Source organism: Micromonospora sp. AP08 (assembly GCF_008085935.1).
GTDB classification, from domain to species: domain Bacteria; phylum Actinomycetota; class Actinomycetes; order Mycobacteriales; family Micromonosporaceae; genus Micromonospora; species Micromonospora chersina.
This window is the reverse complement of sequence record NZ_VSEZ01000007.1, coordinates 287086-308333: the sequence shown is the minus strand read 5'-3', so window position 1 is coordinate 308333 and position 21248 is coordinate 287086. Positions and strand designations below refer to the sequence as shown.

Here is a 21248-nt window from a genome sequence, read left to right as displayed (position 1 = left end):
GACCTGCTCGGTGAGGAGGCGCCCGAGGAGGAGCCGGGCGCGGTGGAGTGAGGCTCCCAGCGGGCGTTCAGGAGGGCTGGGGAAGAATGGGCGGGTGACGTCTCCCCGCGCCCTCGTCCTGCTCGGCTCGACCGGCTCGATCGGCACCCAGGCCATCGACATCGTCCGGCGCAACCCGGACCGGTTCCGGGTGGTGGCCCTCGGGGCCGGCGGCGGCAACGTGGAGCTGCTCGCCGCGCAGGCCCTCGAACTGGGCGTGGAGGCGGTCGGGGTGGCCCGGGCCTCCGCCGCCCAGGATCTTCAGCTCGCGTTCTACGCCGAGGCGAGCCGGCGCGGCTGGGCCACCGGCGACTTCAAGCTTCCCAAGATCGTGGCCGGGCCGGACGCCATGACCGAGCTGGCCGGGTGGCCGTGCGACATGGTGCTCAACGGGGTGGTGGGCTCGCTCGGGCTCGCGCCGACCCTCGCGGCGCTGCGCGCCGGGCGTACCCTCGCCCTGGCCAACAAGGAGTCCCTCGTCGCCGGCGGCCCGCTGGTCAAGGCCGCGGTGACGCGGCCGGGGCAGATCGTTCCCGTCGACAGCGAGCACTCGGCGCTGGCGCAGTGCCTGCGCGGGGGCACCCGGGGTGAGGTACGCCGGCTCGTGGTGACCGCCAGCGGTGGACCGTTCCGGAGCCGGCGGCGCGACGAGTTGACCGAGGTCACGCCGGAGCAGGCGCTGGCACACCCGACGTGGAACATGGGGCCGGTGGTGACGATCAACTCCGCCACCATGGTCAACAAGGCGCTGGAGGTGATCGAGGCGCACGAGCTGTTCGACGTGCCCTACGCCGACATCGAGGTGATGATCCACCCGCAGTCGGTGATCCACTCGATGGTCGAGTTCACCGACGGCTCCACCCTCGCCCAGGCCAGCCCGCCGGACATGCGGCTGCCCATCGCCCTCGGCCTCGGCTGGCCGGACCGGGTGCCCGGCGCCGCCGCCGCGGTCGACTGGACCACGGCCCACACCTGGGAGTTCTTCCCGCTCGACGACGCCGCCTTCCCGGCGGTCGCGCTGGCCAAGGCGGCCGGTGCGGCCGGGCGCTGCCGGCCGGCGATCTACAACGCGGCGAACGAGGAGTGCGTGGCGGCCTTCGTGGCCGGCCAGCTGCCCTTCCTCGGCATCGTCGACACCCTCCAGCGCGTGCTGGAGGACGCTCCCGACTTCGACGAACCAGGTACCGTCGAGGACGTGCTCGCCGCCGAAACGTGGGCACGGGCGCACGCCCAGGAGATCATCGTCGGGTCGGTGGAAGGAGCCTGATGAGTTACCTGCTCGGGGTGGCGCTGTTTGCCCTGGCGATCCTCGTCTCGGTGAGCCTGCACGAGGCGGGGCACATGCTCACCGCCAAGGCGTTCGGGATGAAGGTCACCCGCTACTTCGTCGGCTTCGGTCCGACGCTCTGGTCGTTCAAGCGGGGCGAGACCGAATACGGCGTCAAGGGCATCCCGCTCGGCGGCTTCTGCAAGATCGTCGGGATGACCCCGCAGGACGACGACGTCGAACCGGGGGACGAGAAGCGCGCCATGTGGCGCTACCCGGTGTGGAAGCGGACGATCGTGATGTCCGCGGGCTCGATCACCCACTTCGCCCTGGCCCTGGTGACGCTCTGGATCCTCGCGGTCTCCGCCGGCCTGCCCAACCCGAAGTTTCCGAACACGGAGGACGGCTTCAAGGCCGAGCCGGCCGTGATCGCCCTGGCCCCGTGCGTGGTCGTGGAGAACGCCGCCCGGGCCTGCCAGGCCGGCGACCCGGCCAGCCCGGCCGCGAAGGCCCAACTCCAGGACGGCGACCGGATCACCTCGGTGAACGGCAAGCCGGTCGCCACCTGGGGCGACATGCTGGACGTGGTCCGCGCCACCCCGCCCGGTGCGGCCACCGTCGAATACGTCCGCGACGACAGGCCGGGCACCGCCACCGTCGACCTGGCCGCCGTGCAGCGCCCGCCGCTGGGCGACCCCAAGGGCGCCACGTCGGCGGTCTCCGCCCTCGGCGTCGCGCTCCAGCCGTCCACCCCCACCCGGGTCCAGTACGGTCCGGTCGGCGCGTTCGGCGCCACCGCCGACTTCACCGGCAACATGGCGGTGCAGACCCTGCACGCCATGCAGCGGATCCCGCAGAAGGTCCCCGCCCTGTGGACCGCCGTCACCGGCGGCGAGCGGGACGTGGACACCCCGATCAGCGTGGTCGGCGCCAGCCGGCTGGGCGGCGAGGCCGTGGAGAACAACGCCTGGCTGGTGTTCTTCATGCTCTTCGTCTCGCTGAACTTCTTCATCGGCGTGTTCAACCTGCTGCCGCTGCTCCCGCTGGACGGCGGCCACATCGCCATCGCCTGGTTCGAGCGGGCCCGCTCCTGGCTCTACGCCCGGATCGGCCGGGCCGACCCCGGCCGCGTCGACTACCTCAAGCTCATGCCCCTCACGTACGCGGTGATCCTCATCGGTGGCGCGTTCACGCTGCTGACCGTCACCGCGGACGTCGTCAACCCGATCACGCTCTTCTCAAGGTGAGTGCCTGAAGTGACCGCTGTCAGTCTCGGTATGCCCCCCGTACCGCCGCCGCCGCTCGCCCCGCGCCGGGCCAGCCGCCAGATCATGGTCGGTTCGGTGCCGGTCGGTGGGGGCGCGCCGGTCTCGGTGCAGTCCATGACCACCACCCTGACCGCCGACGTGAACGCCACCCTCCAGCAGATCGCCGAGCTGACCGCGTCCGGCTGCCAGATCGTCCGGGTGGCCGTGCCGTCCCAGGACGACGTCGAGGCGCTGCCCGCGATCGCGAAGAAGTCGCAGATCCCGGTGATCGCCGACATCCACTTCCAGCCGAAGTACGTCTTCGCGGCGATCGACGCGGGCTGCGCCGCCGTCCGGGTGAACCCGGGCAACATCCGGCAGTTCGACGACAAGGTCAAGGAGATCGCCAAGGCGGCCGGCGACGCGGGCGTGCCGATCCGGATCGGCGTGAACGCCGGTTCGCTCGACAAGCGCCTGCTGGCCAAGTACGGCAAGGCCACCGCCGAGGCGCTGGTCGAGTCGGCGCTCTGGGAGTGCTCGCTGTTCGAGGAGCACGGCTTCCGGGACATCAAGATCTCGGTGAAGCACAACGACCCGGTGGTGATGATCCGGGCCTACCGGCAGCTCGCCGAGAAGTGCGACTACCCGCTGCACCTGGGCGTGACCGAGGCCGGCCCGGCCTTCCAGGGCACCATCAAGTCCGCGGTGGCGTTCGGCGCGCTGCTGGCCGAGGGGATCGGCGACACCATCCGGGTCTCGCTGTCCGCCCCGCCGGTCGAGGAGATCAAGGTGGGCGCCGCGATCCTGGAGTCGCTGGGCCTGCGCGAGCGGGGCCTGGAGATCGTCTCCTGCCCGTCGTGCGGCCGCGCCCAGGTCGACGTCTACAAGCTGGCCGAGGAGGTCACCGCCGGCCTGGAGGGGCTGCCGGTGCCGCTGCGCGTGGCCGTCATGGGCTGCGTGGTGAACGGCCCGGGCGAGGCCCGCGAGGCCGACCTCGGCGTCGCCTCCGGCAACGGCAAGGGCCAGATCTTCGTCAAGGGCCAGGTCGTCAAGACCGTGCCCGAGGGCCAGATCGTGGAGACGCTCATCGAGGAGGCGCTGCGGATCGCCGACGAGATGGGCGCCGAGATCCCCGAGGAGCTGCGCGGCCTGGTGCCGGGCGCCACGGTGACCGTGCACTGACGCAGCGGTTCCGCCGACGACGTGCGGCCGTCCCCACCCGGGGCGGCCGCACGTGTCGTCTCAGGCCCGCGCCACCGGCCGGGGCACGGCCGCGAACTCGGAGAGCGTGAACCACCGGGGCAGGGCCCGCCGCAGCGCCTCCGGCCCGGTCACCGCCACCGCGCCGCTGCGCAGCGCCGCCGGCCAGTGCAGGTCGCCCAGCCACACCTGGACCAGGGCGCGCAGGTCCGCGGTCACGGTCACGGACACCTCGTGCCCGGGGTCCACGTCGCAGACGTCGGCCTCCCCGGTGGCGATGACCAGCCACCAGTCGCGCAGGTCCGCCGGCACGTCCCGGAAGCGGAAGCGCACGACGGTACGCCCCGCCGGCACGGCCCCGTGGTCGACGTGCCGGTGCATGTCCCACAGCAGCAGCTTCGGGTCGAGGTCGGCGTCGCCCAGCTCGCCGATCCAGCGCACCCCCCAGGCGCCCAGCGCCTCGAGCACCGGCCGCAGCTCGCGTCCGGCCTGCGTCGGGACGTACCGCACGTCGGCGCCGTCGACGTGCCGCTCCACCACGCCGGCGCGGACGAGCTGGTGCAGCCGTCGGGACAGCAGGGTGGGCGACATCCGCGGCAGGCCCCGGCGCAGCTCGTTGAAGCGCTCGGACCCGCTCACCAGTTCCCGGACGACGAGCAGCGTCCAGCGCTCGTCGAGCAGCTCCATGGCCTTCGCGACGGGGCAGAACTGGTGGTAGGAGGCCCCCATGGCGGGGACGCTACGCCGGGGCCGAGGGCGGGACCAGGAACCTGTCGGGACCGGTACACATCTCGTACTGGGTGGCCGCTCCTCCGCTGCCTACCGTCCCCCTCAGGACGAGACGGAGGAGCTCATGATGATCGACGAAGTGGAGCAGGACCGGGCCGTGAAGGCCGGCCACCGGCGGATGTGGGCGCTCGGCAGCTACGCCACGGTGGCCGCCGAGGTCATCCCGGAGCTGGGGGCCACCCTGGTCCGGGCGGCCGGCGTGGGGCCGGGCGACCGGGTGCTGGACGTGGCCGCCGGCACCGGTAACGCGGCCGTTCCGGCGGCGCTGGCCGGGGCCGACGTGGTGGCCAGCGACCTGACGCCGGAGCTGCTGGAGATCGGGCGGGATCTCGCGGCGCGGCGCGGGGTGACGCTGAAGTGGCAGCAGGCCGACGCCGAGGCGCTGCCGTACGCCGACGGCGAGTTCGACCGGGTGCTGTCCTGCGTGGGGGTGATGTTCGCGCCCCGGCACCGGGCCGCCGCCGACGAACTGGTCCGGGTCTGCCGGCCGGGCGGCACGATCGGCCTGGTCAACTGGACTCCGGAGGGCTTCATCGGTCAGTTGTTCGCCACCATGAAGCCGTACGCCCCCGCACCGCCGCCCGGCGCGCAGCCGCCGCCGCTGTGGGGGAACGAGGAGCACGTGGGCGCCCTGCTCGGTGACCGGGTCACCGATCTCGTGCTGCGTCGCGAGGCGGTCACCGTGGACCGGTTCGCCGCCCCGGAGGAGTTCCGCGACTACTTCAAGGCCCACTACGGGCCGACGATCGCGGTGTACGGGGCGAACGCCGGGGATCCCGACCGGGTCGCCGCCCTCGACGCGGACCTGGCCGACCTGGCCCGGCGGCACACCGAGGCCGGGGTGATGCGCTGGGAGTACCTGCTCGTCACCGCCCGCCGGAGCGGCTGACGGCGGCGCCGGCCGGGGTGGCGGTCCCGTGACCACCCCGGCCGGCGAAGCGGCGGCTCACTCGGACTCGGCGAGGATCGCGTACAGCTTGCGCCGGGTCTCGTCGAGCACCTGGGCGGCGCGCGCCCGCTGGTCGTCGGTGCCGGTCATCATCACCTGCCGCAGCGCGTTCATGGCCTGCGCGCCGGCGTCGCGGATGTCGTGCCAGCTGTTCACGGTCTGCTCGGCGAACTCGCCCCAGGGTGGGGTCTGCGCCGCCTCGGCGGCCTCGGCCTGCCCCTGCTCGGTGAGGGCGAACCGCTTGCGCCCGCCGTCGGAGTCCGCGGCGGCGGCGATGACGCCCTCGTCCTCCAGCAGTTGCAGGGTCGGGTAGATCGAGCCGGGGCTGGGCCGCCAGGCCCCGCCGGTCCGGGAGTCGATCTCCTGGATCATCTCGTAGCCGTGCATCGGCCGCTCGGTGAGCAGGGCCAGCACGGCGCCGCGCACGTTGGGCCGGCGGCCGCGCCCGCGGCCCCGTCCGCCCCGGCCGTGGCCGTGACCGAACGGTCCGGGCGGGAAGGGCGGCGGGCCCGGGGGTACGGGCGGGAAACCGAAGCCCCGCATCCGCATCTCGTCGTGGGCGGCGTGCATCCGTCGGTGGAAACCCATCGGGTTACTCCTTCTGTCGGGCTATCACTGATGCATCGACGATATATCGGCAATGCATCGTCGACAAGACAGTATGTGGGACGGGTCTGCAAACCGTACGTACGTCTTGCTAGGGTGTCGGCGTGCGCCTGCTTCCGGAACCGGGCCCCTCCCGGACCCTCGCCCTCTCCAGCCTGATCAACACCGTCGGCCGGGGCACCTGGCTCACGGCCAGCGCGCTCTTCCTCACCCGCTCGGTCGGGCTCACCGTCACCCAGGTCGGCCTCGCGCTCACCATCACGGCGCTCGTGAGCCTGGTGACCAGCACGCCCATGGGCTATCTGGCCGACCGGCTCGGGCCGCGCGGCCTTCAACTCGCCGCGCTGCTCGCCTCCGCCGGGTTCACCGCCGCGCTCGTGGCGGTCCGCTCCTTCGCCGGGTTCCTGGTGGTCGGGGTGCTCATGGCGGTCGCCGACTCGGCCACGCGCGGCGCCCGGGGCGCGCTCATCGCCGGCGCGGTGCCGCCGGACCAGCGGGTACGCACCCGCGCCTACCTGCGGGCGGTCACCAACGTCGGCATCTCCGTGGGTACGGTGCTGGCCGGCTTCGGCCTGGCCGCCGACACCCGGACCGCGTACGTGTCGCTGATCCTGCTCGACTGCGCCACCTACCTGCTGGCCGCGGCGGTGCTGCTCCGGCTGCCGCCCGTGCCGCCGGTGCCCGCGCCCACCCACGGGCCGCGGCTCATCGCCCTGCGGGACCGCCCGTTCCTCGCCTTCACCGTGCTCGACGGGCTCATGTCGATGCACTTCAGCCTCATCAACATCGCCCTGCCGCTGTGGATCGCCGGGCACACCACCGCCCCGCGCTGGCTGATCTCGGCCTGCCTGCTGGTCAACACCGTGGTGGTGGTGCTCTTCCAGGTCCGTGCCTCCCGGGGCACCGAGGACCTCGCCGGCGCCGGCCGGGCGGCCCGCCGGGCCGGCGCGGTGATCGCGGTCGCCTGTGCGCTCTTCGCGGCCGGCGGGGGCGTGCCCGTGGCGGTGGCCGTGCCGCTGCTGCTCGCCGGCGCGCTCGTGCACGTGGTGGGGGAGTTGTGGCACGCGGCGGCCGGCTGGGGCATCTCGTTCGGGCTCGCCCCCGCCCACGCGCAGGGGCAGTACCAGGGCGCGTACGGGATGGGCATGCAGCTCGGGTCGATGGTCGCCCCGGTGGTGGTGACCACCCTGGCGGTCGGCTGGGGCGTGCCGGGCTGGCTGCTGCTCGGTGGGCTGTTCCTGGTGCTCGGGGCGCTGGTGCCGCCGGTGGTGCGCTGGGCCGCCCGGACCCGGCCCGCCCTGCCGGACCCGGCGCCGGTCCCGGTCGGCTGAGCCGCCACTCACCACCGATCGTCCGGCGTCCTCAGGTCGGCCCGCGCGGGCCCGGGTGCATCTGGCAGGCTGGTATCCGTGCTCACGGTGCCGGTACGCCAACTCGGGGAGTCGGAGCGCCGTGCGGTCGAACGGCTGCTCGACCTCGACCCCTACGCCGGCGCGCAGGTCGCCGAGCGGGTCGCGGCGCGCGGGCTGGCCTGGTGGCGGGCCGAGGGGCGGATCCTCGGCTACGGTCCGCGCCGCAACCTGGAGTCGATCTGCTGGCTCGGCGGCAACCTGACCCCCGTGCTCGCCTCGGAGTCGGCGGTGGCCGCCTTCGCCGACCAGTTGAGCGCCGAGGAGCGGCTCTGCTCCTCGATCGTGGGCCGTGCCGACGCGGTGCTCGGGCTCTGGGACCGCCTCTCGGCCTACTGGGGGCCGGCCCGGGACGTACGCCCGAACCAGCCCCTGCTGGCCACGGACGCGCTGCCCGCCGTGGCGCCCGACCCCGAGGTGCGCCGGGTGCGCGGCGGTGAGGTCGACCGGCTCTTCCCGGCGGCGGTGGCCATGTACACCGAGGAGGTCGGGGTGTCGCCGCTGGTCGAGGACGGCGGGCGCGGCTACCGGCGGCGGGTGGGCGACCTGGTCCGCGCGGGCCGGGCCTACGCCCGGTTCGTGGACGGCAAGGTGATCTTCAAGGCCGAGCTGGCCGTGGTGACCCGGCGCACCGCCCAGGTGCAGGGCGTCTGGGTCGCGCCGGAGTGGCGGGGCCGGGGCATCGCGACCGCGGCCATGGCGGCCGTGGTGCGGGACGCGCTGGAACGCGTGGCGCCCTCGGTCAGCCTCTACGTCAACGACTTCAACCTGCCCGCCCGTCGGGTCTACGAGCGCTGCGGGTTCCGCCCGGTCGGCACGCTCGCCACCGTGCTGTTCTGACCACAGCCCCCGGCATGGCCGGGATCACGCGACATCGCCTTGCCACGAACCGGACACCCGACGCTATGCTGGGCATGTTTTTGTACTGACCGGTCAGTTTAGAAGTCGGGGAACGGTGCGATGAAGATCGTCGAGGCCAACGGACTCGGGCTGCGGACCCGCCGCGGCTGGGTCTACCGGGACGTCGACCTCAGCGCCGAGGCCGGCGAGCTGCACGCGGTCACCGGGCCGCCCGGAAGCGGGCGTACCTCGCTGCTGCTCGCCCTGGCCGGCCGCTTCCCGCACACCCACGGGGAGCTGCGCCGCCGGGGCCCCGCCGCGCTCGGGCAGGTCGCCGGGGTGCACGAGCCCGACCCCACCCTGACCGTCGCCGAGCACATCCAGGAACGGCTGCTGCTGCTCGGGCCGGTGCCGCGCCGCCGTCGCCAGCTCGTCCCGGTCGCCGCCGTGCGCGCCCGGCGGGCCTACCGCCGCGACGCCTTCGCCGCCGCGATCGCCGGGGCCGGCTTCACCGACGCCCCGCTCGACCCCGACCGGTACGGCCGCGACCTCACCCCCGTCGAGCGGCAGGTGCTCGGGCTCGTGCTGGCCAGCCTCAGCGGCCCGAACCTGATCGTCGCCGACGACGTGGACGCCGGCGCCGACGCCCCCGAGCGGGCCTGGATCTGGACCGCCCTGTCCCGCCTCGCCGATCAGGGGTACGCCGTGGTCGCCAGCGCCCGCGCCGTCGAGCCGGGCGCGACCGCGATCACCCACCGGATCGGCGACCCGACCCTGCCCGGCCCCGCCCTCGTCGCCCCCCGCGCCGCCGCGGAGGCGGACCTGACCCCCGAGGTGACCGCATGAGTGTCCTTCGACTCGCGCTGTTCGAGCTGCGCCGGATGACCCGGGGCCGGCTGCCGCGCGCCGCGCTCGCCGTCCTCACCGTCATCCCGCTGCTCTACGGCGCCCTCTACCTCTACGCGTTCTGGGACCCGTACGGGAACCTCGACCGGATCCCGGTCGCCCTGGTCAACGCCGACCGGCCCGCGAAGGCGAGCGACGGCAGCGAGGTGCACGCCGGCCGGGACCTCACCGACGAACTGCTCGACCGGAAGGTCTTCGGCTGGACGGTGACCGACCAGGACGACGCCACCGAAGGGCTCCGCGACGGCCGCTACCACCTGGTCTTCTCCATCCCGGCGGACTTCTCCGCGACCCTGGCGGCCAGCCCCGAGCCGGACCGACCGGCCCGCCGGGGCGAGCTGAAGGTGGTCAACGACGACGCCACCAACTACCTGTCCGGGCTGCTCGCCCGCTCCGCCTTCAGCGAGATCCGGGCCGCCGCCGCGGAGAGCACCGCCGCGTCGTACTTCGACAAGATGCTCATCGGTTTCACCGACGCCAAGGCCGAGACGGGCCGGGCCGCCGACGGCGCCGGCAAGATCCACGACGGGCTGGGCACCTCCCAGCAGGGCGCCGGCCAGCTCGCCGACGGGCTGGGCACCGCCGAGGACGGCGCCGGGCAGCTCGCCGGCGGGCTCAACACGTCGGTGCAGGGTGCGACCAAGCTCGCCACCGGCCTGGACCAGCTCTACACCGGGGCGGCGCAGATCGCCGACGGCGCCAACCGGGCGGCCACCGAGACCCGCGCCGCCGCGAAGCAGGTCGACGCGGCGGCCGACAAGTACGAACCGCTGCTCCGCAAGAACGCCGGCGACATCCAGCGGGCCGCCACCCTGGTCGCCGAGGGCGCGCAGGCGCTCGCCGACGGCCTCGACGCGCTGCCGGCCCGGGCCGACGAGGTGGTCGGCCAGGCGGAGAAGGTGCGCGACCGGCTCGACGCGCTGGTCGCGGAGCACCCGGAACTCGCCGACGACCCGAACCTGGTCGCCGCCCGCAAGGCCGCCGACCACGCGGTCACCGCCGCCCGGGCCATGGCCGCCGCGCTGGACAAGACCGACCTCGCCGCGCTCAGGAAGCAGATGACCGAGGTCGCGAAGACCGCCCGCGAGGTCGCCGCCGCCGCGCCGCACCTGGCCGACGACGTCGCCTCGGCGCGGGCCAAGGTCGACCAGCTCGCCAGCGGCCTGACCACCCTGGCGCAGGGCAGCGCCGAGCTGCGCGACGGACTCGGTGACGCCGCGGACGGCGCCGACCAGCTCCGGGGCGGCCTCTACCGGCTCGCCACCGGCGCCCGGCAGCTCGACGGCGGCCTGGCCCAGCTCAGCAGCGGCAGCAACCGGCTCGCCGACGGGCTGACCAAGCTGGAGGGCGGCGCCGGCGACCTCGCCGACGGGCTCGCCGCCGGGGAGAGGAAGCTGCCCGGGTACGACGACGCGGACAGCCGCTCCGACATCCTCGGCGACCCCGTGGGGCTGATCCGACACTCCGACCACCCCGCCGGCTCGTACGGCGTCGGCTTCGCCCCGTACTTCCTGGCCCTGGCGCTCTGGGTCGGCGCGATGATCACGTACATGCTGCTGCGGCCGGTGAACCGGCGGCACGTGATGTCCGACGCGCCCGGCTGGCGGGTCGTGCTCGCCGGCTGGCTGCCCGCCGCGGCGATCGGGCTGGCCCAGGTCACGGTGCTCTACACGGTGGTCACCCTGGCCCTCGGCCTCGACCCCCGGCACGGGCCGGCCACCTTCGGGCTGCTCGCGCTCACCTCGCTGGCGTTCACCGCGATCATGCAGCTGCTCGGCGTGGCGCTCGGCCCCGCCGGCCGGCTCGCCGCGCTGGCCCTGCTCATGCTCCAGCTCACCTCCTCCGGCGGCACCTACCCGGTGCAGACCTCACCGGGCTTCTTCCAGGCCATCCACCCCTGGCTGCCCATGACGTACGTGGTGGGCGGCCTGCGGCACACCATCAACGGCGGGCCGTCCGGGCCGGTGGTCACCGGGGCTCTGGTGCTGCTCGCCTTCGGGATGGGCGCCATGGCGCTCGCCGTCGGCGCCGCGCGCCGCTCCCGCCGGCTCACCCCGGCCAAGCTGCACCCCGAACTGACCATGTGAGGATGGGCGGGTGACGGACGGACGCACCCGCCGGCGGGAGGACACCCGCCAGCGCCTCTTCGTGGCGGCGGTGGAACTCATCGCCGAGCAGGGCTTCTCGGCCACCACGGTGGACGACATCGCGGCCCGGGCCGGGGTGGCGAAGGGGACCGTCTACTACAACTTCGAGTCCAAGACGGTCCTCTTCGAGGAGCTGCTGCGGCACGGGATCGGCCTGCTCACCGCCGACTTCCGGGCCGCCGTCGACGGGCTGCCGCCGCGCGAGGCGCTGGCCGCGCTGGTCCGCGCCGAGCTGGAGTACATCCGCCGCTACCGCGCCTTCGCCCAGCTCCTGCTCTCCGAGATGTGGCGCACCAACCGGGAGTGGCAGCAGACCCTGCGGCTGCTGCGCGGCGAGGCCATCGAGGTGATCGCGGAGACCGTACGCGCCGGGGTGGCCAGCGGCGACCTCCCCGCCGACCTGGACGTGCGCACGGCCAGCTCGGCGCTGTTCGGCGTCGGGCTCGTGGTCGCCGTGGACTGGCTGGTCTTCCAGCCCGAGCGGCCCATCGAGGACGTGCAGGAGGCGCTGCTCGGCATCGTCCGCCGGGTCGCCCAGACGTGACACCGGAGCGGTAAATCGTTTGAGTGGCCAGGCCGGCCGGGTGAGGCTGGGGGTACCGCCCCCACCGACCTGAGTCCGGAGGACTGTCCATGCGCCTGCTCCGCGATCTCCGGGCCACCGCTCCGCGCCGGATGGCGGTCGTCCTGCTGCTGATCCTCCTCGGCGCCGGCGGCCAGGCCGCCGCCTCCGCGCTGGCCGGGCCGGTGCTCGTGCACCGCTCGTTCGGGTGGTTCACCGCGCTGGCCGTGGCGCTGGTCGCCGCCGTGGTCAGCGACCTGCTCATCGGCCTGCTGATGGCCGGCCTCACCGCCGACTGGTCCGCCGACGTCCGCCGCCGGCTCTGCCGGGTCGCGCTCGGGCAGGACCTGCCCACCCTGGAGACCACCCCGGTCGGCGAGCTGCTCGACCGGATCGACAACGACGTCTACCAGGTCGCCGCCGAGATGCGGAACACCGGCGTACGGCTCGTCCAGGGCGTCGCCGTCTGCCTGCTCGCCACGATCAGCGCGCTGGTCGTCTGGTGGCCGGCCGGCGTCGGGATGATCCTGCTCACCGCCCTGCTCGGGGTGGCGCTGCGCCGCCCCACCGCCCGGATCGCCCCGGCCCGGATGGTCGAGGAGGAGGCCTGGTCCGACCTGGCCGCCGTCATGGAGGAGGCGGTGCACGGCCAGGACGACGTGCGCACCAGCCTGGCCCGCCCGTACGTGCTGCGCCTCTACGCCCGGCGGGCCGCCGAGGTGATCTCCCGAGGTGGGCGGGTGTTCCGGCTGTCCGCCCGGGTCACCGCGCTGGCCGCCGGCGGCGTCCGGGTCGGCATCGCCGCCGTGGTCCTGGCCGGCGCGTGGGCGCTGGCCACCGGCCGGGTCGACGCCGCCCGGCTCACCGCGATCTGGCTGCTCGCCCTCGCCTTCGGCGCGACCGTCGAGCACATCGCCCGCTGGGTGCCGCACCTGCAACAGGCGCTCGGCGCCTGGGCGCGGGTGCAGCTGCTCGCCGACTCCCGGCAGGAGCCGAGCGGCGGCGCCGCCCCGGTCGACGGGGACCTGACCGTCCGCGGACTCACCTTCCGCTACCCCGCCAGCGGCGAGGATCGCGGGCCGGCGCTGCGCGACGTCACGCTCACCTTCGCCCGCGGCCGGTCGTACGCCCTGGTCGGCCGCACCGGATCCGGCAAGTCCACGCTGGCCAAGGTGCTCACCCGGGCCGTGGACGTGCCGCCCCGCACGGTCTTCCTGGGCGACACCGACCTGGTCGACCTCGACGTCGAGGCGCTGCGCCGGTGGATCGCCGTGGTGCCCCAGCGCACCGAGATCCTGGCTGGCACCCTCGCCGAGAACGTCGCGCTCTTCGACCCCGACCTGCTCGACGACGCCACCCGGGCGCTGGAGGAGCTGGGGCTGGCCGGCTGGATCGCCGAACTCCCCGACGGCGTGCACACCCGGCTCGGCGAGGGCGGGCACGTGCTCTCCGCCGGGCAGGAGCAGCTCGTGGCGTTCGCCCGGATCCTGGTCCGCGACCCGCACGTGGTGATCCTCGACGAGGCCACCGCCCGGCTCGACCCGGTCACCGAGAACCGGGTACGCCAGGCCACCGAACGGCTGCTCACCGACCGCATCGGCATCGTCATCGCGCACCGGCTCTCCTCGGTGCGCCGCTGCGACGAGGTCGTCGTGATGGCCGACGGCGCGGTGCTGGAGGCCGGCCCGCTGCGCGAGTCGGCCCGCTTCGCCGAACTGCTCGCCACCAGCCACGCCAGCGCCTTCGCGGGCGCCGGCGCCCGCCGCGGCGGGGTGGAACTGCTGGACGGCCCCGACGGGTGGCCCGACGAGCCGCCCGCACCGCCCGAGCCGGCCACCGTGCCGCGCCAGGTCGCGGTGCCGCGTACCGACCCGCCGCCGCTGCCCGCCCCACCGCCCGCGCGGACCCTGCGGGAGATCCTCCGGCTGGGCACCAACGACCCGCGGTACGGGCTGGTCTCCGTCTGCCTGTTCATCGTGATGACCCTGCTCGGGCTGGACGGCTCGGTGCTGCCGTGGCTCTGGGCCGAGGTGGTCGGCGGGGGAGACCCGTGGCTGCCGGCGCTCGGCATCGTCGCCGCGCTGCTGGTGGTGCTGCCGCTGCCGTACCTGACGAACCTGTGGTTCCCGCAGTGGTGGATCCGGCAGATGCTGCGGATCAGCGCGCGGCTGGTGCACGGGCAGACCGGGGCCCGCCGGGTCAGCGGGCACACCCCGGCCGAGGTGGTGGCCCAGGGCGGCGACACCGACCGGGTGGTGCAGCTCGCCGACAACCTGATGGACCAGTTCATCTCCCTGGCCATCGTGATCACCATGACCCTGGTGACCGGCAGCTTCGTACCCGCGCTGTTCTTCGTCGGGACCATGGTGGTCTCCGGGCTGGCGGCGACCCTGTTCGGGCCCCGCCTGGAGCGCACGGCCGCCGGCACCGTCAAGGCCCGCGCCGCCTTCGCCACCGCGCTGGTGTCCTCGCTCTCCGCCGCCCGTACGGTGAAGCTCGCCGGCGCCACCCGCCCGGTGCTGCACCACCTCGCGAAGCTGGACACCGTGCGCAGCGACCGGCAGCGCCGGGAGATCGCCATGCAGGTGTGGGCCCGGTCCACCCCGTCGATCGCCAGTGGGCTGCTGCCGATCGGGGCCTGGGCGCTCTACCTGGCCGGTGGCCTCTCCGCCGGCGCCACCCTGGTCGCGGTCTCCACGCTCGGCGCGGCCCGCTGGTTCGCCTGGACCACCGCCTCGCTGGTCTCGCACTACCCGTCGGCCCGGGTGTGGACCCGGCGGACGGTGGCGATGACCGGGGAGGCCACCTACTCGGCCACGGTGCCCGGGCTGGACCTGGCCGCCGGCACCGCCCCGGCGCCCGAGCCCCCGCCCCGGCACCCGCTGCGCCGGCTGGAGCTGACCCGCTTCGGCGCGCTGCACTCCGACGGCACCCTGGCCGTCCGGGACGTCGACCTGACGGTCGACCGCGGGCAGCTGGTGCTGGTGGTCGGGCCGGTCGGCGCGGGGAAGTCCTCGCTGTTGCGGGCCCTCGCCGGGATCGTGCACCACACCGGCACCCTGCGCTGGAACGGCGAGCCGGTCACCGAGCCGGAGCTGTTCCTCCGCCCCAACCAGGTCGGCTACGTGGGGCAGCTGCCCCGGGTGCTCTCCGGCACGGTGGCCGACAACATCGCGCTCGGGCACCAGGTGGACGCCGCCGGCGCGGTGTCGACCGCCCAGCTGGACCACGACCTGGCGGCGGCCGGTGGCGGGCTCGGCCTGCTCATCGGGCACAAGGGCACCCGGCTGTCCGGCGGCCAGCTCCAGCGGCTGGCGCTGGCCCGGGCGCTCGCGCCGCGTACGGAGCTGCTGGTCGCCGACGACGTCTCGTCCGCGCTGGACGTGACGACGGAGCTGGCGCTCTGGGCCGCGCTGCGCGAGCACGGGGTGACCGTGGTCGGCTCGACCGCGAAGCGGGCCGCGCTGGTCCGCGCGGACCACGTGGTGGTCCTGGTCGACGGCACGGTGGCGGCTCAAGGCCCGTGGCACGACCTGGAACCCCGCTGGGGCCACCTGGCCGGCTGACCGCGGACCGTTCCGGTCCGCCCCCGCGCCGCCCGGCCCGCCCCGCCCTCCCGCCCGCCCCGCCCTCCCGCCCGCGCGATCATGAAGTTAGCGGCGACAAACCGGACCGGTTTCCGCCGCTAACTTCATGATCAACGCGGGGTCGGGGGCGGGCAGCCGGCCCGTCAGAAGGCGCGGGTGTACTGGTTGGGCCAGGTGGCCGTGGGAGTGAGCTTGGCGGCGGCGCGGTGGGGCCAGTAGGGGTCGCGGAGGAGTTCCCGGCCCAGGAGGACCAGGTCGGCCTCGCCGCCGGCGACGATCTGCTCGGCCTGCTCGGGTTCGACGATGAGGCCGACGGCCCCGGTCAGCACGCCCGCGTCGCGGCGGATCCGGGCGGCCAGGGGCACCTGGTAGCCGGGCCCGATCGGGATGCTCGCGGCGGCCGAGGCGCCTCCGGAGGAGGCGTCCACCAGGTCCACGCCGGCGGCGGCCAGCTCGCCGGCGAGCACGACGCTGTCCTCGACGGTCCAGCCGCCGTCCACCCAGTCGGTGGCGGAGATCCGGGTGAGCACCGGCACGCTCTCGCCGACCGCGGCGCGGACCGCGCGGGCCACCTCCAGGGTCAGCCGCATCCGGCCGGCCCGGTCGCCGCCGTAGCCGTCGGTGCGGTGGTTGGTGAGCGGGGAGAGGAACTCGTGCAGCAGGTAGCCGTGCGCGGCGTGGATCTCCACGGCGGCGAAGCCGGCGTCGAGGGCCCGGCGGGCGGCGGTGGCGAACGCCTCGACCACCCCGGCGATGCCCGCCTCGTCGAGCGCGGCCGGCGTGCGGTAGTCCGGCAGGAACGGCTCGGCGCCGGGGCCGACCGGGGTCCAGCCGCCCTCGGTGTCCGGCACGCCGCCGCGGTGCCCGGCCCACGGCCGGTACGTCGACGCCTTGAACCCGGCGTGCGCGAGCTGCACGGCCGGCACCGAACCCTGGGCGGCGATGAACGCGGTGATCGGTCGCCACGCCTCGACGTGCGCCTCGGACCAGAGGCCGGTGTCCTGCGGGGTGATCCGGCCCTCGGGCACCACGGCGGTCGCCTCGGTGATGATCAGTCCGGCGCCGCCGACCGCGCGGGAGCCGAGGTGGACGCGGTGCCAGTCGGTGGGCAGGCCGTCGGGGCCGGCGCTGTACTGGCACATCGGGGCGAGCGCCACCCGGTTGGGCAGGGTGACGCCGCGCAGGGTCAGCGGGGTGAACAGGGCACTCATGGGGTGATCCTCCAACGACGGAGGAGGGCCCCGGTCGGGGCCCTCCTCGATCAGTCAGGTCAGGCGGGGACGGGAGCGAGCCGCTCCGCCGGGCGGTCGGCCTCGTCCGGGTCGACCAGGTCGCGCTTGCCGGCCGACTCGTACGCGGCGCGGTCGAGGGTGCCCTCGCGGGCGGCCACGACGGTCGGCACCAGGGCCTGGCCGGCCACGTTCGTGGCGGTGCGGATCATGTCCAGGATCGGGTCGATGGCCAGCAGCAGGCCGGCGCCGGCCAGCGGCAGGCCCAGCGTGCTGAGGGTCAGCGTGAGCATGACGATCGCGCCGGTCAGTCCGGCCGTGGCGGCCGAGCCGACCACCGAGACGAAGGCGATCAGCAGGTAGTCGGTGACGCCCAGGTGCACCCCGAAGACCTGCGCCACGAAGATCGCGGCGAGGGCCGGGTAGATGGCGGCGCAGCCGTCCATCTTCGTGGTGGCGCCGAACGGCACGGCGAAGGAGGCGTACTCGCGGGGGACGCCGAGGCGCTCGACCGAGCGCTGGGTCACCGGCATGGTGCCCACCGAGGAGCGGGACACGAAGGCCAGCTCGATGGCGGGCCAGGCGCCGGCGAAGAAGCGCAGCGGGTTGAGCCGGCCGGCGGCGACGAGCACCAGCGGGTAGACCACGAACAGCACGATGGCGCAGCCGACGTAGACGGCGGTGGTGAACTTCGCGAGCGGGGCCAGCAGGTCCCAGCCGTACGAGGCGACGGCGTTGCCGATCAGGCCGAGGGTGCCGATGGGGGCGAGCCGGATGACCCACCAGAGCGCCTTCTGCACGATGGCCAGCACCGAGCGGTTGAGGGTCACGAACGGCTCGGCGGCCTCGCCGATGAGCAGCGCGGCGGCGCCGACCACCAGGGCGAGGAAGACGATCTGGAGGACGTTGCCCTCGACGAACGCGCCGACCGGGTTGGTGGGCACGATGCCGGTGAGGAAGTCGGTCCAGGAGCCGGTCTTCTTCGGCGCCGTGGCCCCGGCCAGGTCGAGGGTGACGCCCTTGCCCGGGTTGGTGAGCAGGCCGAGGCCGATGCCGATGGCCACCGAGATCAGGGCGGTGATGCCGAACCAGAGCAGCGTCTTGAGCGCCAGCCGGGCGGCGTTGGCCACGCCGCGGAGGCTGACCACGCTGACCACGATGGCGGTGAAGACCAGCGGCGGCACGGCCAGCTTGAGCAGCTGGACGAAGAGGCCGCCGACGGTGTGGAGGGTGCTGGTCAGCCAGGCGACGTCGTTGGCGCGGGCGAGGAAGCCGAGCGCCACGCCGAGGACGAGGCCGAGCAGGATCTGCACGGAGAAGGGGAACTTGCGCAGGGCGGAAGCCATGGGGATCTGTCCAAGGTCTGGGTGGGGTGAACGGGGCAGCGTCAGGAGAGCGGCTGCGCCGGACAGATGCCGCTGGCCTGCAGTCGGAGGTCGACATACAGGCGCACGGTGAGGTGCCAGACGTTGGTCATCGCCTGGCGACGCTACTCCCAGCCGGCTCCCAGGTGGAAGGAGCGAGAGGCGTGACGCTCCTTACAGGGGGTGATCCGCGCCGTTCGTCACGATCGGCGGCGCGCCAGACCCAGCACGGCGGCGGTGACCAGCCCCCACCCGGCGGCCACCCCGAGCAGCAGCCGCTCCAGCACCCCGACCAGCCCGCCGCGCCCGACCAGCAGCATGGCCAGCCCGACCGCCCCGGACAGCGGCAGCGCCAGGGCCGCGGCCGCCCCGGCGATCCGGCGCAGCGCCCGGCCCGCCGCCGGGGACAGCAGCACCGCCAGCATGGCGAAGACCACCGCGGCGGTGGCCGCGATGCTCGCGCCGCCGTGCACCAGGTCGGCCACCGTGGCGGCCTCGAACGGCGGCAGCGGGCAGCCGGTGGAGCAGGCCACCGCCCCGGACAGCGCCGTGCCGGCGGCGCCGGCCAGCAGCAGCGCAGCCGCGGCCCGCAGCGCCGGGGGCAGTGCCGCGGCGAGCAGCAGCAGCGCCGCCGCCAGGGCGAACACCCCGATCCGGTACGCCCCGGCGTACCCACTGTCGGTGACGCCGGCCTCGCTGACGTACCCGGTCAGGCCCGGACCGGGACCGGCGGCCACGGCGACCGTCACGGCGACCGCCCCGGCCACGACGCAGCCAGCGGCGGCGGACGCGGCGGCGGCCCGGAGGACGTCGGCGTCAGCCACGCCCGTGCGGCGTGGTCCAGCCGGACAGGTCGGGACCGAGCGGCACGATCCGGGTCGGGTTGATCATCTCGTGGGTGGCGTAGTAGTGCCGCTTGATGTGGTCGAAGTCCACCGTCTCGCCAAAGCCCGGGGTCTGGAAAAGATCCCGGGCGTACGCCCACAGCACCGGCATCTCGGTGAGCTTCTGCCGGTTGCACTTGAAGTGCCCGTGGTACGCCACGTCGAAGCGGACCAGCGTGGTGAAGAGCCGCACGTCGGCCTCGGTGATCCGCTCGCCCATCAGGTAGCGCTGCCCGGACAGCCGCTCCGACAGCGCGTCCAGCCGGGCGAACAGCGTCACGTACGCCTCGTCGTACGCCTCCTGGGAGGTGGCGAAGCCGCACCGGTAGACGCCGTTGTTGACGTCCCGGTGGATCTCCGCCATGAGCGCGTCCATCTCCGGCCGCAGCTCGACCGGGTAGAGGTCCGGCGCACCCGGCTTGTGGAACCGCCGCCACTCGGTGGAGAAGTCGAGGGTGAGCTGCGGGTAGTCGTTGGTGACCACCCGGCCGGTCAGCGTGTCGATCAGGGCCGGCACGGTCACCCGGCCGGTGTAGTCGGGGTCGGTGGCCAGGTACGCGTCGCTGAGGAAGCCGATGCCCAGCACCGGGTCGAAGCCGTCCTGGTCGAGGCTGAACCGCCAGCCCCGCTCGTCCCGGATCGGGTCGACCGTGCCCAGCGAGATCACCTCGTCGAGGCCGAGCAGGCCGCGCACGATCCGGGCCCGGTGCGCCCAGGGGCAGGCCCGGCACCAGATGAGGCGGTAGCGGCCCGCCTCCAGCGGCCAGCGACCCTGGTCGTCGGGGCCGCCACCCTCCGGTGAGGTGGAGTGCGGGGTGACCCGACCGGTGAACCGGTTGGGCTGGCGGACGAACGCGCCGCCGCCGGAGTTCTCTGCGCTGAACTGGGCCCGGACCATGCGGCCAACCTATCCGTTCCGGGCGCGGATATCCTGGCGCCGGGCGTCCCCGAGACCCGGCGGGCGGCCCGCCACCCCCGCCCACCCCCGAAGGACTGAGCGCCGATGACCGTCGCATACCTCGTGGCCGGTGTCCGCACCCCGATCGGCCGGTACGCCGGCGCCCTCGCCGGGGTCCGCCCCGACGACCTGGCCGCGCATGTGATCCGCGAGCTGGTCGCCCGCCACCCCTCGGTGGACTGGGCCCGCACCGACGACGTGATCCTGGGCTGCGCCAACCAGGCCGGTGAGGACAACCGCAACGTGGCCCGAATGGCCGCGCTGCTCGGCGGGCTGCCCGAGGAGGTGCCGGGCAGCACGGTCAACCGGCTCTGCGGCTCCGGCCTGGACGCCCTCGCCACGGCCGCCCGGGCCATCGTGGCCGGGGAGGCCGACCTGCTGGTCGCCGGCGGGGTGGAGAGCATGAGCCGGGCGCCCTTCGTGATGCCGAAGGCCACGGCCGCGTTCGCCCGCGCCGCCGAGGTGTACGACACCACCATCGGCTGGCGGCTGGTGAACCCGCTCATGAAGAAGGGGTGGGGCATCGACTCGATGCCCGAGACGGCGGAGAACGTGGCCGCGGACTTCGGCGTGGACCGCGCCGCGCAGGACGAGTTCGCGTACCGCTCGCAGCAGCGCGCCGCCAAGGCGCAGGCCGACGGCCGACTGGCCGAGGAGATCGTGCCGGTGACCGTGCCGGCCGGCAAGCGGGACACGAAGCTGGTCGAGGCCGACGAGCACCCCCGGGAGACCTCCCTGGAGAAGCTGGCCGCCCTGCCCACCCCGTTCCGCGAGGGCGGCACGGTGACCGCCGGCAACTCCTCCGGCGTCAACGACGGCGCGGTGGCCCTGCTGGTCGCGTCGGCGGCGGCCGTCGAGCGGTACGGCCTCACCCCGCTGGCCCGGGTGACCGGGTCGGCGGCGGCCGGCGTACCGCCGCGGATCATGGGCATCGGCCCGGTCCCGGCCACCCGCAAGCTGCTCGACCGGCAGGGCCTCGGCCTGGCCGACCTCGACGTGATCGAGCTGAACGAGGCGTTCGCCGCCCAGTCGGTGGCGGTGCTGCGCGAGCTGGGGCTGCCCGAGGACGCCGAGCACGTCAACCCGAACGGCGGCGCCATCGCGCTGGGCCACCCGCTCGGCGCCAGCGGCGCCCGGCTGGCCCTCACCGCCGCCCTGGAGCTGCGCCGGCGGGGCGGGCGGCGCGCCCTGGCGACCATGTGCATCGGCGTCGGGCAGGGCATCTCGCTGCTGCTGGAGTCGGCCGACTGACGCGAGCGGCCCCG

At 74.5% G+C, this 21248-nt stretch carries 17 protein-coding genes; 11 read left to right on the top strand and 6 right to left on the bottom strand.

From position 1 onward, the window contains the following. The first annotated feature begins 94 nt into the window (after positions 1-94). The 3 genes from dxr to ispG are packed head-to-tail and all read left to right on the top strand — an operon-like array spanning position 95 to position 3735. Positions 95-1306 (top strand): 1-deoxy-D-xylulose-5-phosphate reductoisomerase, encoded by a 1212-nt coding sequence (dxr, locus tag FXF50_RS15080; protein ID WP_148428266.1) that lies wholly within the window; start codon positions 95-97, stop codon positions 1304-1306. Continuing rightward, on the top strand, positions 1306-2553 hold the full coding sequence (locus FXF50_RS15075) for an RIP metalloprotease (RefSeq protein WP_148428264.1): 1248 nt from the start codon (positions 1306-1308) through the stop codon (positions 2551-2553). Before dxr ends, FXF50_RS15075 begins: the two co-directional genes overlap by 1 nt. A 9-nt stretch (positions 2554-2562) precedes the next feature. Then, a complete protein-coding gene (gene ispG / locus FXF50_RS15070) occupies positions 2563-3735 on the top strand; it encodes a flavodoxin-dependent (E)-4-hydroxy-3-methylbut-2-enyl-diphosphate synthase (RefSeq protein ID WP_148428262.1) in 1173 nt (390 codons plus the stop codon). Positions 3736-3795: 60 nt separating this feature from the next. On the opposite strand, the gene FXF50_RS15065 is transcribed toward ispG, so the two are convergent. Further along, complete coding sequence (locus tag FXF50_RS15065) at positions 3796-4482, bottom strand: helix-turn-helix domain-containing protein (RefSeq protein ID WP_148428260.1); 687 nt, start codon at positions 4480-4482, stop codon at positions 3796-3798. Between the two features lie 127 nt (positions 4483-4609). Between FXF50_RS15065 and FXF50_RS15060 the strand changes: the two genes are divergently transcribed. After that, positions 4610-5431, top strand: a complete 822-nt coding sequence (locus FXF50_RS15060; protein ID WP_148428258.1) for a class I SAM-dependent methyltransferase — start codon at positions 4610-4612, stop codon at positions 5429-5431. 57 nt (positions 5432-5488) lie between these two features. Here FXF50_RS15060 and FXF50_RS15055 read toward each other — a convergent pair whose 3' ends face one another. After that, a complete protein-coding gene (locus FXF50_RS15055) occupies positions 5489-6079 on the bottom strand; it encodes a PadR family transcriptional regulator (protein ID WP_091312311.1) in 591 nt (196 codons plus the stop codon). A 122-nt stretch (positions 6080-6201) separates the two neighbouring features. On the opposite strand from FXF50_RS15055, the gene FXF50_RS15050 reads away from it, so the two are divergent. From FXF50_RS15050 to FXF50_RS15025, 6 genes are all read left to right on the top strand, one after another. Further along, complete coding sequence (locus FXF50_RS15050) at positions 6202-7428, top strand: MFS transporter (protein ID WP_148428257.1); 1227 nt, start codon at positions 6202-6204, stop codon at positions 7426-7428. Positions 7429-7506: 78 nt separating this feature from the next. Then, positions 7507-8346, top strand: a complete 840-nt coding sequence (locus FXF50_RS15045; protein WP_148428256.1) for a DUF4081 domain-containing GNAT family N-acetyltransferase — start codon at positions 7507-7509, stop codon at positions 8344-8346. A 120-nt stretch (positions 8347-8466) separates the two neighbouring features. After that, complete coding sequence (locus tag FXF50_RS15040; protein WP_148428255.1) at positions 8467-9192, top strand: ATP-binding cassette domain-containing protein; 726 nt, start codon at positions 8467-8469, stop codon at positions 9190-9192. Beyond that, positions 9189-11339, top strand: coding sequence for a YhgE/Pip domain-containing protein (locus tag FXF50_RS30125; RefSeq protein ID WP_148428254.1), 2151 nt, complete (start codon positions 9189-9191; stop codon positions 11337-11339). Before FXF50_RS15040 ends, FXF50_RS30125 begins: the two co-directional genes overlap by 4 nt. Positions 11340-11349: 10 nt before the next feature. After that, positions 11350-11943, top strand: a complete 594-nt coding sequence (locus FXF50_RS15030; RefSeq protein WP_148428253.1) for a TetR/AcrR family transcriptional regulator — start codon at positions 11350-11352, stop codon at positions 11941-11943. 89 nt (positions 11944-12032) lie between these two features. Continuing rightward, entirely contained in the window at positions 12033-15527 is a 3495-nt protein-coding gene (locus FXF50_RS15025) for an ABC transporter ATP-binding protein (protein ID WP_148428252.1), read from the top strand. Positions 15528-15691: 164 nt separating this feature from the next. On the opposite strand, the gene FXF50_RS15020 is transcribed toward FXF50_RS15025, so the two are convergent. The 4 genes from FXF50_RS15020 to FXF50_RS15005 all read right to left on the bottom strand — a co-directional run bounded on the left by FXF50_RS15020 (position 15692) and on the right by FXF50_RS15005 (position 19923). Next, entirely contained in the window at positions 15692-16759 is a 1068-nt protein-coding gene (locus tag FXF50_RS15020) for an NADH:flavin oxidoreductase/NADH oxidase (protein ID WP_148428251.1), read from the bottom strand. Positions 16760-16818: 59 nt separating this feature from the next. Then, positions 16819-18111: a dicarboxylate/amino acid:cation symporter gene (locus tag FXF50_RS15015; RefSeq protein WP_187399682.1), complete on the bottom strand. Its 1293-nt coding sequence runs from the start codon at positions 18109-18111 to the stop codon at positions 16819-16821. Positions 18112-18341: 230 nt separating this feature from the next. Further along, positions 18342-18965: a DUF998 domain-containing protein gene (locus FXF50_RS15010; RefSeq protein ID WP_148428249.1), complete on the bottom strand. Its 624-nt coding sequence runs from the start codon at positions 18963-18965 to the stop codon at positions 18342-18344. Beyond that, on the bottom strand, positions 18958-19923 hold the full coding sequence (locus tag FXF50_RS15005) for a glutathione S-transferase family protein (RefSeq protein ID WP_148428248.1): 966 nt from the start codon (positions 19921-19923) through the stop codon (positions 18958-18960). Before FXF50_RS15005 ends, FXF50_RS15010 begins: the two co-directional genes overlap by 8 nt. A 105-nt stretch (positions 19924-20028) precedes the next feature. On the opposite strand from FXF50_RS15005, the gene pcaF reads away from it, so the two are divergent. Beyond that, positions 20029-21234, top strand: coding sequence for a 3-oxoadipyl-CoA thiolase (pcaF, locus tag FXF50_RS15000; protein WP_148428246.1), 1206 nt, complete (start codon positions 20029-20031; stop codon positions 21232-21234). The last annotated feature ends 14 nt before the right edge of the window (positions 21235-21248 follow it).

Coding starts and splice junctions, on each gene's coding strand:
- FXF50_RS15020 (WP_148428251.1), bottom strand. CDS start 16,759: ATGAGTGCCCTGTTCACCCCGCTGACCCTGCGCGGCGTCACCCTGCCC.
- FXF50_RS15065 (WP_148428260.1), bottom strand. CDS start 4,482: ATGGGGGCCTCCTACCACCAGTTCTGCCCCGTCGCGAAGGCCATGGAG.
- FXF50_RS15040 (WP_148428255.1), top strand. CDS start 8,467: ATGAAGATCGTCGAGGCCAACGGACTCGGGCTGCGGACCCGCCGCGGC.
- FXF50_RS15005 (WP_148428248.1), bottom strand. CDS start 19,923: ATGGTCCGGGCCCAGTTCAGCGCAGAGAACTCCGGCGGCGGCGCGTTC.
- FXF50_RS15055 (WP_091312311.1), bottom strand. CDS start 6,079: ATGGGTTTCCACCGACGGATGCACGCCGCCCACGACGAGATGCGGATG.
- FXF50_RS15060 (WP_148428258.1), top strand. CDS start 4,610: ATGATCGACGAAGTGGAGCAGGACCGGGCCGTGAAGGCCGGCCACCGG.
- FXF50_RS30125 (WP_148428254.1), top strand. CDS start 9,189: ATGAGTGTCCTTCGACTCGCGCTGTTCGAGCTGCGCCGGATGACCCGG.
- FXF50_RS15075 (WP_148428264.1), top strand. CDS start 1,306: ATGAGTTACCTGCTCGGGGTGGCGCTGTTTGCCCTGGCGATCCTCGTC.
- pcaF (WP_148428246.1), top strand. CDS start 20,029: ATGACCGTCGCATACCTCGTGGCCGGTGTCCGCACCCCGATCGGCCGG.
- FXF50_RS15025 (WP_148428252.1), top strand. CDS start 12,033: ATGCGCCTGCTCCGCGATCTCCGGGCCACCGCTCCGCGCCGGATGGCG.